Origin of the sequence: Staphylococcus sp. Y174-1, assembly GCF_049897865.1 — a bacterium.
Lineage (GTDB): Bacteria > Bacillota > Bacilli > Staphylococcales > Staphylococcaceae > Staphylococcus > Staphylococcus saprophyticus.
Genome location: NZ_JAFCXB010000001.1, coordinates 309501 through 324942, shown reverse-complemented (window position 1 = coordinate 324942; position 15442 = coordinate 309501). Strand labels below are relative to the sequence as shown.

The following is a 15442-nucleotide window of genomic DNA, read 5'->3' as shown; positions in this document are numbered from 1 at the left end:
TCGTGAGAAAAGTGATTCGTTGTGAATTTGATTCGTGCTCTATCAGTAGATAGTTTATGGTTTGTTATTTGAATGGAAAATCTAGTTTAGGAGTGAAAGTTTTGGACGTTATCAAGCAAATACAACAGGCAATTGTTTATATAGAAGATCATTTATTAGTGCCTTTTCATTTGCAAGCACTCAGTGATTACGTTGGTCTTTCACCATATCACCTCGATCAATCGTTTAAAATGATTGTTGGTCAATCTCCGACAGAATATGCTAGGTCTCGTAGAATGACATTAGCAGCGAATGAAATTATAAGTGGATCTAGTCGATTAATGGATATTGCTAAAAAATATCATTACAGTGACACAAATGCTTTTGCAAATGATTTTAGTGACTTTCACGGGGTTTCACCTATTCAAGTCAACACAAAACGTGAAGAGCTAAAGATGCAACCACGTTTATATATTAAATTAACAACAACAGAAAAACCGCCCAATGCATATCGTTTAGAGGATACAGCGGGCATAGCTTTAGTTGGTTATGCACAATTTATCGATTCAGAACATTTAGAGAATCCTTTTAAGGTACCAGATTTTCTTGAGGACTTAATGGAAGATGGAAAAATCAAGGAGCTACAACGTTACAATGATATTAGTCCACATGAATTGTTTGTAGTAAATTGTCCGCTAGATGAAGGTATGGAAATATTTGTTGGTGTGCCTAGTGAAAGGTATCCGTCTCATTTAGAAAGTAGATATCTTCCAGAAAGGCAATATGCAAAATTTAATCTACAAGGTGAGTTAGACTATGTTGTGAATGAGGCATGGTATTATATAGAAACAAGCTTACAAATGACTTTACCTTATGAACACAATAGTCTTTACGTTGAAGTATATCCATTTGATATCTCATTTGATGATCCATTTTGTAAAATTCAATTATGGATGCCTGTAGATCAAGAACAATACTTAGATTATGATGAAACAAACCGATAAAATATAAATAGATAGACCCACCACTCATTATTGTGGTGGGTCTATCTATTGGCTAAGCTGAGACGTTTGTAGGCTCGGTTTATTTTTATTTGTTTGTTAAATCAAGGACAAATGCTTCAAAAGGTCGTAATGCATTCATGTTAATAGCGCGGTCTTTATAGTTATGAAGTAAAATATGATTGCTATGATTGGACATATAATCAGGCATATTTAAAGATGTTATTTGATCAGTAAGATTACCGACAATTAAGACCTGCTTATCATCTAATGTTCTTGTATATGCGAATACTTGTTCATTATTTGTATCAACAAGATCAAATTTACCATATGTGTAGACATCATCAGATTTTTTCAATTGAATCATTGCTTTATAAAAATTGAGTATTGAATTTGGATTATCTTGTTGTTCAGCAACATTGATTTGTTGATAATTAGGATTTACTGGGAACCACGGTTGATGATCAGAAAATCCAGCATTTTTATTTTGGTTCCATTGCATAGGCGTTCTTGAATTATCTCTATTTTCCATTTTATGTTTTTCTAATAATGCAGACGTATCACCATTTTGCGCTTTTACAATATTGTATTCATTAACTACGGCGACATCATTAAAAGTCTCGATGCTTTCAAATGGATAATTTGTCATACCTATTTCCTGTCCTTGATAAATAAATGGGGTGCCTTGTTGTAAGAAATAAACAATTGCATGGCTTGTTGCAGATTCATACCAATACGTTTTGTCATCTCCCCATGTAGATACACGTCTAGGTTGATCATGATTTTCTATAAATAACGCATTCCAACCTACATTTTCTAGTTTCTTTTGCCATCTATTTAATATAGTTTTGTATGATTTTACATCAAATTTTACGTCACCGGTGTTCCATAAACCTAAATGTTCGAATTGGAATATCATGTTAAATTTGCCTTTATCTTCCCCTACCCAATCCTCTGCATTATCTGGATTAACACCATTGGCTTCGCCTACAGTCATAATATTATACTGACTTAGTGATTTATCTTTCATTTCCTGTAACCATGTTTGAATGCCAGGTTGATTCATATCAACATCAAATGCCGGTGCATATGTTTTACCTTCAGGTACGGATAAATCTCCAGCCTCGAATGATTTTTTTATATGTGTAATTGCATCTACTCTAAAACCATCAATTCCTTTTTCAAACCACCAATTCATCATATCAAATATTTCATTACGAACTGCTGGATTATCCCAGTTTAAATCAGGTTGTTTTTTACTAAACAAATGGAAATAATATTCTTGAGTTTGCTCATCAAATTCCCAAGTTGAACCATTAAATATGCTTTCCCAATTATTTGGTTCAGAACCATCTGATTTTGGCTTTTTCCAGATGTACCAATCTCGCTTGGGGTTGTCTTTGCTTGATTTTGATTCAATGAACCAAGGATGTTCATCTGAAGTATGATTAACAACAAGATCAAGGATTAATTTCATGCCACGTTTATGTACACCTTCTAGTAATTGATTAAAATCATGCATCGTACCAAATTCATCCATAATATCTTTATAATCACTAATATCATATCCGTTATCATCATTTGGTGATTTATACATTGGGCTTAACCAAATAACATCGATACCTAAGTCCTTTAAATAATCCAACTTTTCTATAACACCCGGTAAGTCACCGATACCATCATTGTTTGAGTCATTAAAGCTTCTTGGATAAACTTGATATGCGACAGCTTCTTTCCACCATTGTTTATTCATAATGTTTCCTCCTAATATTTTTTGGTTGAGCAACGATTAATGATATGCGTTGGTATGATTTTATTCATATATTCAATGTGGCTATCTTTTACTAATTTAATAATACTTTCACCTGCAGCTTTACCTAGTAATTGAGGTTGAATATCTACAGCAGTTTGTGGTGGTGCTGCGTATGCTGATATATATGAGTCATTAAAAGTTGCAGTTTGTATGTCTTCAGGAATAGTAATATTCAATTCATATAGTGCACTTAAAACGAGTTGATTAAGCATAGTGTCGGAGGTAATAATGATAGTTGGTAAAGCGTTTTCAGTAACAAGCGCCTTTAAGTGATTTATAATTTGTTGGCGACTCAAATCTGTAAACATTATACTCGGTTTTAAATTAGCAACCTTCAATGTTTGTTTATAACCTTTAATGCGATCTTTCACTACCTCATAATCACCCATCTCCGCTAAAAATAGAAACGTTTTATGTCCTAAATCTATTAAATAGCGCGTTAATAATTGTGATGCCAAAATATTATCATTATCTATATGTACCACATTTTCATTGTTGATTGGTTTACCTATAACAACATAAGGTATGGCATGTTGTTTTAATAAATTAGCAATCTCGTCGTTTTCTTTTGAATAAAGCAATATAAATCCTTCAACTGCATGAGACTGAATCATATGTTTTACTTCAGCTATGATTTCACTAGTTTGCTCACCTGTTGTAGATATGGTTGCATAATCATAGTATTTACATTCAATATAAACACCAGACAATACTTCTATAATAAATGGATTTTGTCTTGTTGCTTTGTCACCTTGCTTTTGAATAATACCAATTGTTTTTGATTTTTTTGTTATGAGCGTTCTTGCAGCATGGTTTGGCTGGTAATTAAAATCAGCCATTATTTTTTTCACTTTTTCCTGTGTGGCTACACTTATGCGACTATTACCACTAATCACACGGGAAACAGTAGAAGGAGACACATTTGCTACATTTGCAATATCCTTTATAGTTACCAATATAACGACATCCTTTAATTAACTAATAAAGCGCTTTCTCTTGCTAAAATAAATAATAAAGAAAATATAAACCAAAGTCAAAAGATTTGTGCAAACGTTTGCGCAAAAATATTTTTTCTTTCTCTAAAATCTACTAGCATATAAAAAAAGAGCCAAGACATTATTATTTAAACAATAATGTCTTGGACTCCTCTATGATACAAATACAATTAGAATTTTAAAATCGTATTATTCTTCAATCCATTGTGTATGGAAGACACCCTCACGGTCTTTACGTTCATAAGTATGTGCTCCAAAATAATCACGTTGTGCTTGAATTAAGTTAGCTGGTAAGTTTTCTGAACGATAACTGTCATAATAGTTAATACTTGCAGAGAAACCAGGTGTTGGAACACCATTTTGTACACCAGTTGCAACAACATCACGTAATGCGTCTTGATAATTAGTTACAATATCTTTGAAATATGGATCTAATAATAAGTTTTGTAACTCAGTATCATTATCATAAGCTTCTTTAATTTTTTGTAAGAATTGCGCACGAATAATACAACCTTCACGCCAAATCATGGCTAATTCGCCTAATTTTAGGTTCCATTCGTTATCTTCACTTGCTTTTCTCATTTGAGCAAAACCTTGTGCATATGAACAAATTTTACTCATATATAGTGCTCTACGTATTTTTTCTAAGAATTCATCTTTATTACCTTCGAATTTAGCATTAGGTCCATTTAATTGTTTTGAAGCATTTACACGTTCTTCTTTAATTGATGAAATGAAACGCGCAAATACTGATTCAGTAATAATTGTTAATGGAATACCTAATTCTAAAGCGTTAATTGAAGTCCATTTACCAGTACCTTTTTGACCAGCTGTATCTAGTATTTTTTCAACTAAAGCATCATCAGCGTTATCGTCTAATTTTGTAAAGATATCACCAGTGATTTCAATTAGATAACTTGATAATTCGCCAGCGTTCCAATCTTTAAATGTTTGAGAAATTTCTTCATGAGACATACCAAGTAAATCTTTCATCATTGCATAACTTTCAGCAATTAATTGCATGTCTGCATATTCAATACCATTGTGAACCATTTTGACGTAGTGTCCAGCGCCATTTGGTCCAATGTAAGCTACACAAGCAGCACCATCATCTGCTTTGGCAGAGATAGATTCTAATATGTCACTTACTTTCTCAAAAGCAGCCTCTTGACCACCAGGCATTAATGAAGGACCAGTTAACGCGCCAACTTCTCCGCCTGATACACCCATGCCGATAAAGTTAACGCCACTTTCAGCAAGTGCTTTATTTCGTCTGATTGTATCTTGATAGTTTGTATTACCACCATCAATTAATATATCATCATTGTCTAATAATGGTAATAAGCTATCAATTGTTGCATCTGTTGCTGGACCAGCTTTAACCATTAATAAAATTTTACGTGGTTTTTCTAGAGAATTAACAAATTCTTCTATAGAGTATGTTGGATGTATGTTTTTTCCTTCAGATTCCTTAACCATTTCATCAGTTTTTTCTGAAGAACGATTAAATACTGAAACACTATATCCACGAGATTCAATATTCCAAGCAAGGTTTTTACCCATTACGGCTAAACCTACTACACCAATTTGTTGTGTCATTTAACTAACCTCTCTTATTAAAGTTTTCTATTATATTATATCACAAAGCGATAATAATAATCACTTAATCAGTTCGTAGATTGTTGAGTAATTATTTCTACAATTTTAAGTAATTGTTTTGTTAATAAATTTAAAGCATTTATTGGCATGCGTTCTTCAGTTGTGTGAATGTTTTCATAACCTACGCCTAAAATAACAGTAGGAATTCCCAATTGATTAATGATATTACCATCTGATCCTCCACCTGCCATCACAGTGTTAGGTTTTAAGCCTAATGCAGTTGCACTTGCCTTTGCTACTTGAGTTACTGTAGCTTCGTCATGAATTTTAAAACCAGGATAGCTCTTAATGATTTCAACTTCAGAAGTACATCCATATTTTTCTGTCGTTTCTTCAAACACTGTTTTCATATGCTGTACTTGAGATTCAATACTTTTATCTGAATGAGAGCGTGCTTCAGCTTTAAGTGTAACTTTATCTGCAACAATATTTGTAGCAGAGCCACCTTCAAATCGTCCAATATTTGCAGTAGTATAGTCGTCTATTTGTCCTAATTTCATTTCACTTACTGCTTTAGCTGCTATATTAATCGCGCTTACGCCTTTACTTGGGGTACTCGCATGTGCGGTCTTTCCATAGATTGTAGCATTTACTTTCATTTGAGTGGGGGCATGTGTCACAGTTGTACCTACGCCAACACTGGCATCAATAGCATATCCATAATTGGCATCTAATAAGGTTTGATCTAATGCTTTTGCACCCTCAAGTCCTGATTCTTCACTAACAGTAATAACGAATTGGATTTGACCATGAGGTATGTTTTGTTCTTTTAAAACGTTTATACATTCTAAAATAGCAGCTAACCCTGCTTTATCATCAGCACCTAAAATTGTAGTTCCATCAGAATATATGTATCCATCATCTTTAATTTGAGGTTTTACATTTAAACCGGGGACAACAGTATCCATATGACTAGTAAAATAAATTTTATCTATATGATCTAAATTTGATGTAGCAGGTAAAGTGCAAATCAAATTGTTAGCACCTAAATTTTCATTTTTACTAGCATTATCTTCTTGAACTAATAATCCTAATGATTCAAATTGTGATTTGAGATGTGATTGAATCATTTGTTCATTACCACTCTCAGAATTTATTTGGACTAATTCTAAGAATGTGTCTAAAAGTCGTTGTTCGTTAATCATCTATAATTCCCCATTCTAATATTTATATGTCTTATAGTTCAGTTTAACGAATTATATAGAGCAGTAAAACTAATATGATTCAACGTATGTAGATGCTATGTGATATAATATGTATATAAATATATATTGATGCGTATTTAACTATGTGCATGATATTGATGAAATTAGATAAGTTGGAGGAATAATTTTGAATAATAATAAAGTATTAAGAGTTATTATCGTAGTTATGTTAATAGCTGTCGTTCTTGCATTAATCTTGACGAGCGTCGTGCCATTAGTAAATTAATCGTTAATGTATTAATAAATGTGTGTAAGTAATATAATTTAATAATCGCATTTAAAATGACTGAAACATGAGTATAATCTTTACTCAAATCTCATTTGAATTATATGAGTGTAGTAATTTGCTATTAGAAAAGCATATTAAAAATATCATCAATTTAGTTACTTATACCTCAAATCAATGAAACAGGCCGAGACAAATTGTTGTCCCGGCCTGTTTCATTGATTTGTTTAAATGGTAACTTTTTAATCGCTATGTAACCTTAATGAACCGAATTGTGATTTAACAGCCAAATAGGCTTCTAATTCATTTAATAATTGTAATAAACTTGCTCTCGTTCTAAATGATTCGTGTGTTGTGGGTAACTCTGCCTCATTCAGTTCTAATCTTATTTCATATAAAGAATGTAAACGTAATGCAGTATAGTCATTGCTATTTACATTCGTAGCTACTTCGGCAAATAAATTAGAAATCTTAGTTAACATACAGTCCTTTGTTTCAATATTTTCTATAATTAAAGCCATACGATGCAATAATTCTAATTGTTCTTCTCTCATATCAAAATAATGATAATAAGAGTTTTCGTTTCTAACAAAATGGTTTTTAACATCTCTAAACGCAATAGATTTTGCTTTACGAATCGTGAATTTTAATTGTTTGAAAGAAATATCAATCGATATATTAGGTTTTTGACATGTTTTGCTAAATGTTTCAAAAATTGCTGTGAACTGTTGTTCAATTTGTTGTTTATAATGCTTTAAATTGCTATCTAAACTAGGCATAATACTATTCATTAAAAAAGCTATTCCTAATCCGACAACGAGCAATAAAATTTCATTTATAAATAAATGTAAATCGATTGTTTGAGCATTAAACACATGTAATAAAATAACACAACTTGTTACCACGCCTTCTTGAACTTTAAATACCACAGTTAGTGGTATAAAAAACAATACGATGATGCCTAATACGATTGCATGTTGCCCTAAAAGGCTGAAAGCAATAGAGCCAAATATTAAAATCATAAAGCAAGATACAAAGCGTGATACAATGGCTTGTAGTGAATGTACTTTCGTATGCTTAATGCATAAAACAACTAAAATAGCGCTTGAAGCAAAATTATCAAGGCCAATTAATTTGGCAATAATGATACCAAGCGCCATTCCAACAGCAGTTTTAATTGTTCTAAATCCAATTCTATAGGGATTTAAACTAATCATTTTTTACGCCTCTATTTTTCGACACAATAATTATCGAATAAATTTTGTAATTGTGTGATGACGTTCATTACGTCATGACCTTCTATTTGATGTCTTTCTATCATTTCAGTTACTTTACCATCTTTAATCAATGCGAATGAAGGACTTGATGGTGCATAACCTTCAAAGTAATCTCTAGCACGTTGAGTTGCTTCCTTATCTTGACCCGCAAATACTGTTACTAAACGATCAGGTAATTTATCATAATGTAAAGCATGTGTTGCTGCTGGTCTAGCAATACCGCCTGCGCAACCACATACAGAATTGACCATTACTAAAGAAGTGCCTTCTTGTTTTAATACATTATCCACTTCATCTGCACTAGTTAATTGTTCATAACCAGCTTCTTCAATTTCATTTCTAGCTTGATTAACAACGTCTGTCATATATAAATCAAAATTTAAGTCCATAATCAACTTCACCCTTCATTTCTAGATTAATACTTTTATTCTACTAATATATATAGAATACTTCAACAGGTGTGCGTTATATTGTATCATTTCCTAATATTTAAATAATCATTTTAAATCAAACCTGTTCATTTAATTAATGATATAAAAAAAGCACAATCACATGATATATAACATTAAGTTTGATATCACATGATTATACTCTTATCTAACATTGGTCAATTATTTTATATATTAATAAATGCTCGTATGTTCTATTGAATATTGTTCAATACGTGTTTTAACGAAATTCATAAATCTACCAGCTTGTAAGCCATCTAAGATACGGTGATCAATTGAAATACATAAATTGACCATATTACGAATAGCTATCATATCATCAATAACAACTGGTTTTTTAATAACTGATTCAATTTGTAGTATCGCCGCTTGAGGGTGATTGATGATACCCATTGATGAAACTGAACCAAATGTTCCAGTATTATTTACAGTGAATGTTCCACCTTGCATATCTTCTGAGCGTAATTTTTTATTTCTAGCTTTTTGTGCTAACTCATTTATTTCTCTAGCAATACCTTTAATTGATTTTTCATCAGCATTTTTAATCACTGGCACATATAATTTATCTTCATCTGCCACAGCAATCGAGATATTCACATCTTTATGCATAACGATTTCTGAATCTTGCCAACTACTATTAAGTAATGGATATGCTTTTAATCCTTCAGCCACAGCTTTAACGAAGAATGCGAAAAATGTTAAGTTGTAACCTTCACTTTCTTTAAAACTTTGCTTATGATAATTTCGCGTTTTTACTAAGTTAGTGGCATCTGCTTCTACCATCATCCATGCATGTGGTATTTCATTTACACTATTGACCATATTTTGCGCGATTTGTTTACGAACGCCATTTACAGGTATAGATGAACCAGGTGATGGTTCATTATATACTGCTTGTTTAGAAACTTTAGGCGAATCTTTAGGTGAAATGATATTAGAAGACGTTTTACTTGTACCTTCTTTGATTGCTTTTTCAATATCTTTTTTAGTTACACGACCTTCGAAACCAGTACCAACAACTTGTGATAAAGCGATATCATTTTCAGAAGCTAATTTAAATACAACTGGAGAATAACGACCATTATTTTTAGCTTCATTACTTTGAGCATTAGCAGATTGATTTGTTAATTCACTATCCTGATGATCTTTTTCAATATCTTCATTTGATGTATTATCTTGCGTTTCTGATTCTGTCTCATTTTCAGTGGCAGTTTCAAGTGTTTGGTCGTCTGCATCTAATATGCAAATGACTTCGTCAACAGCAACAGTAGTACCTTCATTTACGATTATTTCACGAATTGTGCCGGCGTATGATGAAGGTACTTCTGCAGTTACTTTATCAGTAATAACTTCGCATAGTGGATCATATTCTTCAACTTTATCGCCTACTGAAACTAACCACTGTTCTATTGTGCCTTCATGCACACTTTCACCGAGTTTAGGCATTTTTATTTCCATTATAGTGCCTCCTTAGAATTCTGCGAGTTCACGCATTTTAATTTTTATCTTATCTGGATTAATCATAAACTCATCTTCAAGTGGTGGTGCGAATGGCATAGAAGGAACATCAGGTCCAGCAAGTCTCATAATTGGTGCGTCTAAATCGAATAAACAATTTTCTGCAATAATGGCAGCAACTTCAGAAATGACACTACCTTCAAGATTATCTTCAGTAACTAACAACACTTTACCAGTTAATTTGGCTCTTTCAATAATCGTTTCTTTATCTAATGGATACACTGTACGTAAATCAACTACTTCAACATTGATATCATCTTCAGCAAGCATATCAGCTGCTTGAATACAATAATTCACACAAAGTCCATAAGTGAATACTGTAATATCATCACCTTCACGCTTAACATCAGCTTTACCAATTGGCACCGTATAATAAGATTCAGGTACTTCCTCTTTTAATAACCGATAAGCTTTTTTGTGTTCGAAATATAACACTGGGTCATTAGACTCTATTGATGACAGTAAAAGCCCTTTTGCATCGTAAGGTGTAGAAGGAATTACGATTGTTAGACCAGGTGTGTTAGCAAAAATAGATTCGACACTTTGTGAATGATAAAGCGCACCGTGTATGCCACCACCAAATGGAGAGCGAATCGTAATCGGACAATGCCAATCATTATTTGAACGGTATCTCATTTTTGCAGCTTCACTCATAATTTGATTTGTGGCTGGTAAAATATATTCAGCGAATTGAATCTCTGCAACTGGTCGTTTACCTAACATCGCCGCGCCAATACTAGTACCAACAATATTAGATTCTGCAAGTGGTGTATCTAAAACACGTGCTTCACCATATTTTTGTTGTAAACCTAAAGTAACACCAAATACACCGCCTTTTTTACCAACATCTTCACCTAAGACGAATACGTCATCATCCTTAGCCATGGCTTGATCTAATCCTTGTTGAATTGCTTCTAAATAGCTTAATTTAGGCATTGATTGAGCTCCCTTCTTCGTAAACGTGTGTGTAAGTTTCTTCTGGAGATGGATAAGGTGCTTTTTCAGCCTCTTTTGTTGCTTGGTTTACGATTTCTTTATGTTCCGTTTGGATTTTTTCTAACCATGCTTCATCGATAATACCTTCTTCAAGCAGAAATGTTTTAAATTTGAGGTTACAGTCTAAGGATTTTAAACCATCTCGTTCTTCTTGAGTACGATACTTGTCATCATCATCTGATGAGTGCGCAGTCATTCTAGTACACATAGCTTCAATAAGTGTTGAACCTTCACCATTCAATGCACGTTCACGCGCTTCTTTCATCACTTTGTACATTGCAATGGGATCATTACCGTCAACATGTTCCCCGTGCATACCATAACCAATGGCACGGTCAGATAATTTTTCAGCACCATATTGCAAAGAATCAGGAACAGATATGGCATATTTATTATTTTCTATTACACAAATAAAAGGAAGATTGTGGACGCCAGCAAAGTTAAGGCCTTCATGAAAATCACCTTGGTTCGAACTTCCTTCACCAACCGTTGCCATTGCAATATTTGGTTTTTTATCCATTTTTAAAGCTAACGCTGCACCTACAGCATGTACAATTTGTGTCCCGACAGGTGAACTCTGTGATAATATACCTTTTTCTCTTTTCCCAAAATGAGAAGGCATTTGTTTACCACCAGAGTTTATATCATCACGTTTACCAAATGCAGCCAACATTGAGTCTAATGCTGTCATACCCATATAAGTTACAAATGCTAAGTCTCTGTAATAAGGTGAAGATATATCACCTTCACGCATAGCATATGCCATCCCAATTTGAGTAGCTTCTTGTCCTTGACAACTAATGACAAATGGAATCTTCCCTGCGCGATTTAATAACCACATGCGCTCATCTATTTTACGACCTAAGTCCATCCATTTATACATCGTTTGTAAGTCGGACGCTTCAAGTCCAACTGATTTATAATCAAACATCTTATTTCCTCCTTAATTAAACGTGAATCGATCTGTTTTCAACTTTTAAGCCTAGTTCCATTAACACTTCTGAAAGTGATGGATGGGCATGTGTTGTTAATCCAAGTTCTAAAGTTGATCCATTCATAAATTGCAACAATGATACTTCGTTAATTAATTCTGTTACATGAGGCCCAATCATATTTAAGCCAAGTACAGTATCATTATCTTGATCGATTACGATTTCGCAAAAGCCATTTTGATTTGTAACATTTTCAATAACTGCCTTACCAATCGCTTTAAACGGCACTTTAAAAGCTTTTGCATTTAAGTTATTCGCTTTTGCTTGTTCTAGATTTTGTCCAATACTCGCTACTTCAGGTTGTGTGTACACACATTTTGGCATCTTATTATAATCCAATGGTAAAGGTGATTTATCAAACATATGTTCAATTGCTGTAGTACCTTCTTTAGAACCTACATGAGCAAGTTGTAACTTTCCAATGCAATCACCTGCTGCATATATATGTTTGTCCTCTGTTTGTTGGAATTCATTGACGATAATATGATTGCTATTAGACAATTTTATTTTTGTGTTATTTAAGCCAATATCTTCAGTATTTGGTTTGCGACCAATTGCCACTAAAGCTTTTTCAAAATGAGTGACTTCTTCATTTAATTTAATATCAATACCTGTTGCTTCAATTGTAATTTGCGATTCAGTAAGTTGTGTATTTTCATAAAACGAAACACCGCGTTGTGTTAATTCTTTCTTTAATGTATTGGCAATTGATTTACTTTCAGTTGGTAAAATACGTTCTCCTGCTTCGATGACCGTTATGTCTACCCCCAAATCAGTCATTAAAGACGCAAATTCTAAACCTATAACACCCCCGCCAATAATGGCTAGTGATTTAGGTAACGCTTCTAATTTTAAGATGTCATCACTAGATAAGACGATTTTATGATCAAACGGCAAAAATGGTAAGTTCATTGGTTGTGATCCAGTAGCGATAAGTACATTGTTATTAGGTATTAATTCTGATTCACCATTTTCAAATTCTACAGATACTGTACCACTTTGAGGTGAAAATATAGAAGGACCTAATATACGGCCAACGCCATTAAACACATCAATTTTATTATGTTCCATCAAATGTGTTACACCATTAAACATCTGATTGACGATATCATTTTTTCTTGATTGCATCTGAGAAAAGTTAACTTTAAAGTTATCCACATCCACACCATAATCAGTAGCATTGGATATTGTCCTCATAACTTCTGCGGATTTTAATAATGCTTTTGTCGGTATGCATCCTTTATGTAAACAAGTTCCACCTAAAAGCGATTGCTCTACAAGTGCCACTTTTTTTCCTAGCTGTGATGCTCTAATTGCAGATACATAACCTGCAGTGCCTCCACCTAGTATCACTAAATCATATTTTTCTTCTGACATTTTTTTGCTCCTAACTATAAACCTCAGCAATTTCAGCTATTGTTAATACTATTCATGTACCTATTGCCATAGTTGCCTTTGCGCTGTAACCTGGATAAATAGGTTCTATTGTAATCCAAGAAACTAAGATTTTTAATTTTTCTAAACCCTGTTCTTTAAATTTTAATGCCTCATGTAAACCATTCGACTCGTTTCAGCTTAATACGCCTATGTAGCTCCATGTAACGATTTTCACTTTTTGACTCACTCATATATCGAAAATATATTAATTATATGGCTTAGATAATTATTCAGTTAATTAGTAGTATTCAATCAATTGTTTAGAACACACTAATGAAACCACCTTTTTACTTAAAAAGTGATTCATTTCTTTAAGTGTAAAATTGTAATTGTATCATCTGGTTTTTGAACATTCCCGCTACATACATTTAAAAGTCATGTACTAGATAATTAATCATCGTTATCGAATATATTTTCAATTTTTTATGAACCAACTGTAATACAATTTCAAAAAAGTATGTCAATAACAGTGATATCAAGATTAAATCTTTAAATAAACATTACCTTTTAATCAAGCAAACACTTTTGAAATTAATACGTGAAAATGTCGGCATTCTTTTCCCTAAGATATCTTCCTATCGTTATAATCATTAATGCCTCAATGACTATAAGCGCATCGGTAAAAAACATCATTAATGAACATCTAAAACTATAAACAATAATACCACTCAGTTTCGCTACATGTACACCATATTTAAAAATTTTAGGCGAATGATCAACTTGCGTTAAATAGAATGTCAGGACGTCCCCATATCATAAACACAACTGTAATTTAATTTTTAATGTTATACGGAATACCTTGGTTCATTTAAAGTGAAAATATTGATTGATGCTACATGAATTCAAGTTTTAAGTTTTCAAAACTACGGTAATATTAACCAATTTATGATATCCATTTATATTTTACATCAATTAAAGGCATTATAAAATTAATAACCTATCCCGAAAAATATAATATGACACTTCAATAGAAAAATTACGTTAGTTTAACACTTTTAGCGCTAAAAGTAAGGAGTCTAATTTATTTTGCTTTGTATCTGAACGAGATGTTAATACGATTGGAAATTTTGCCCCTAATATTAAACTTGCAACGCGTGCTTCTCCGAAATAAGTGAATGATTTATACAATGCATCACCAACATCAATATGTGAAACGAGTAATGCGTCGGCGTCCCCTGCAACCGACGATTTAATATTTTTCTTAATCACGTTTTGCATACTAATTGCATTTTCAAATACAAAAGGACCATCAACGAATAAAAATTCCGATTGTTTCCGACTGAAAATTTGCTTTAATTTCACAGCATCCAAAGAAGATTGTATTTTTTTAATTGGTTTTTCTACAGACGAAAGCAAGGCAATTTTAAATTTTACATAACCCAGTGACATTGCAAATTTTGATAAATTATTAATTATTTGTTTCTTCTCTTCAACTGTAGGACTAATATTAAAAGCTGAATCGCTCAGCATAAGCGTTTTGTGATAATTAGGGACGTGAAAACATGCTACGTGATTTAAAAAACCATGATAATCAACAAAATTTTTATTGCCTAATACAAATGTTAATAAAGTTGAAGACGCAATATTTCCCTTCATTAATAAAGACACTTTACCAGTAGCTAAATCATGTGCACACTGTTGAAATAATTTGTTCTCATCCTCAAATGTTAGGATATGAATTCTATTTAATATTTGTACTTCGACGTCAAATGACCGGATAATTTCGGTAGGGTCTTGCGTATCATAGAGATAAACATCAATATCTGTTAGCGATAATGCATCTATAACGACAGATAACATTTTTTCATCGTTGGCAAATAAAATGGCAACATCACCTTTTAACACTTTTTTAGGCTCAATTAAATGTTGATATTGCATGAAAATCAACACCTTTC

Annotated in this window: 13 protein-coding genes; 2 read left to right on the top strand and 11 right to left on the bottom strand. The window is 32.7% G+C overall.

Annotated features, from left to right (window positions below; genetic code table 11):
• Positions 1–101: 101 nt before the first annotated feature.
• Positions 102–983: an AraC family transcriptional regulator gene (locus ACP7BT_RS01720; protein ID WP_041080655.1), complete on the top strand. Its 882-nt coding sequence runs from the start codon at positions 102–104 to the stop codon at positions 981–983.
• A gap of 85 nt (positions 984–1068) precedes the next feature.
• Here the strand turns inward: ACP7BT_RS01720 and ACP7BT_RS01715 are convergent, their stop codons facing one another.
• The 4 genes from ACP7BT_RS01715 to ACP7BT_RS01700 all read right to left on the bottom strand — a co-directional run bounded on the left by ACP7BT_RS01715 (position 1069) and on the right by ACP7BT_RS01700 (position 6592).
• Complete coding sequence (locus ACP7BT_RS01715; RefSeq protein WP_041080653.1) at positions 1069–2733, bottom strand: glycoside hydrolase family 13 protein; 1665 nt, start codon at positions 2731–2733, stop codon at positions 1069–1071.
• An 11-nt stretch (positions 2734–2744) separates the two neighbouring features.
• Positions 2745–3749 carry a LacI family DNA-binding transcriptional regulator gene (locus ACP7BT_RS01710; protein WP_041080651.1) on the bottom strand — a complete coding sequence of 335 codons (1005 nt, stop codon included), beginning with the start codon at positions 3747–3749 and terminating at the stop codon, positions 2745–2747.
• 228 nt (positions 3750–3977) lie between these two features.
• Positions 3978–5387, bottom strand: coding sequence for an NADP-dependent phosphogluconate dehydrogenase (gndA, locus tag ACP7BT_RS01705; RefSeq protein ID WP_041080650.1), 1410 nt, complete (start codon positions 5385–5387; stop codon positions 3978–3980).
• Positions 5388–5455: 68 nt separating this feature from the next.
• A complete protein-coding gene (locus ACP7BT_RS01700; protein WP_002483218.1) occupies positions 5456–6592 on the bottom strand; it encodes a M20/M25/M40 family metallo-hydrolase in 1137 nt (378 codons plus the stop codon).
• A 187-nt stretch (positions 6593–6779) separates the two neighbouring features.
• Here ACP7BT_RS01700 and prli42 point away from each other — a divergent pair, with 187 nt between their 5' ends.
• The gene (prli42, locus tag ACP7BT_RS01695) at positions 6780–6878 is read left to right on the top strand and encodes a stressosome-associated protein Prli42 (RefSeq protein ID WP_150873476.1); all 99 of its coding nucleotides are present in this window, start codon (positions 6780–6782) and stop codon (positions 6876–6878) included.
• Positions 6879–7120: 242 nt separating this feature from the next.
• On the opposite strand, the gene ACP7BT_RS01690 is transcribed toward prli42, so the two are convergent.
• From ACP7BT_RS01690 to ACP7BT_RS01660, 7 genes are all read right to left on the bottom strand, one after another.
• Complete coding sequence (locus ACP7BT_RS01690) at positions 7121–8095, bottom strand: aromatic acid exporter family protein (RefSeq protein WP_041080648.1); 975 nt, start codon at positions 8093–8095, stop codon at positions 7121–7123.
• A gap of 11 nt (positions 8096–8106) precedes the next feature.
• On the bottom strand, positions 8107–8544 hold the full coding sequence (gene brxB / locus ACP7BT_RS01685; RefSeq protein WP_002483216.1) for a bacilliredoxin BrxB: 438 nt from the start codon (positions 8542–8544) through the stop codon (positions 8107–8109).
• Between the two features lie 234 nt (positions 8545–8778).
• A complete protein-coding gene (locus ACP7BT_RS01680; protein ID WP_041080646.1) occupies positions 8779–10062 on the bottom strand; it encodes a dihydrolipoamide acetyltransferase family protein in 1284 nt (427 codons plus the stop codon).
• 12 nt (positions 10063–10074) lie between these two features.
• Positions 10075–11058, bottom strand: coding sequence for an alpha-ketoacid dehydrogenase subunit beta (locus tag ACP7BT_RS01675; protein WP_002483214.1), 984 nt, complete (start codon positions 11056–11058; stop codon positions 10075–10077).
• Positions 11051–12049: a thiamine pyrophosphate-dependent dehydrogenase E1 component subunit alpha gene (locus ACP7BT_RS01670; RefSeq protein WP_041080645.1), complete on the bottom strand. Its 999-nt coding sequence runs from the start codon at positions 12047–12049 to the stop codon at positions 11051–11053. The genes ACP7BT_RS01675 and ACP7BT_RS01670 overlap by 8 nt, the downstream gene beginning before the upstream one ends.
• 16 nt (positions 12050–12065) lie before the next feature.
• Positions 12066–13487 carry a dihydrolipoyl dehydrogenase gene (lpdA, locus tag ACP7BT_RS01665; RefSeq protein ID WP_002483212.1) on the bottom strand — a complete coding sequence of 474 codons (1422 nt, stop codon included), beginning with the start codon at positions 13485–13487 and terminating at the stop codon, positions 12066–12068.
• A gap of 1041 nt (positions 13488–14528) precedes the next feature.
• A complete protein-coding gene (locus ACP7BT_RS01660; RefSeq protein ID WP_041080643.1) occupies positions 14529–15425 on the bottom strand; it encodes a phosphate acyltransferase in 897 nt (298 codons plus the stop codon).
• Positions 15426–15442 lie beyond the last annotated feature (17 nt).

Coding starts and splice junctions, on each gene's coding strand:
- ACP7BT_RS01715 (WP_041080653.1), bottom strand. CDS start 2,733: ATGAATAAACAATGGTGGAAAGAAGCTGTCGCATATCAAGTTTATCCA.
- gndA (WP_041080650.1), bottom strand. CDS start 5,387: ATGACACAACAAATTGGTGTAGTAGGTTTAGCCGTAATGGGTAAAAAC.
- ACP7BT_RS01700 (WP_002483218.1), bottom strand. CDS start 6,592: ATGATTAACGAACAACGACTTTTAGACACATTCTTAGAATTAGTCCAA.
- ACP7BT_RS01690 (WP_041080648.1), bottom strand. CDS start 8,095: ATGATTAGTTTAAATCCCTATAGAATTGGATTTAGAACAATTAAAACT.
- brxB (WP_002483216.1), bottom strand. CDS start 8,544: ATGGACTTAAATTTTGATTTATATATGACAGACGTTGTTAATCAAGCT.
- ACP7BT_RS01680 (WP_041080646.1), bottom strand. CDS start 10,062: ATGGAAATAAAAATGCCTAAACTCGGTGAAAGTGTGCATGAAGGCACA.
- ACP7BT_RS01675 (WP_002483214.1), bottom strand. CDS start 11,058: ATGCCTAAATTAAGCTATTTAGAAGCAATTCAACAAGGATTAGATCAA.
- ACP7BT_RS01670 (WP_041080645.1), bottom strand. CDS start 12,049: ATGTTTGATTATAAATCAGTTGGACTTGAAGCGTCCGACTTACAAACG.
- lpdA (WP_002483212.1), bottom strand. CDS start 13,487: ATGTCAGAAGAAAAATATGATTTAGTGATACTAGGTGGAGGCACTGCA.
- ACP7BT_RS01660 (WP_041080643.1), bottom strand. CDS start 15,425: ATGCAATATCAACATTTAATTGAGCCTAAAAAAGTGTTAAAAGGTGAT.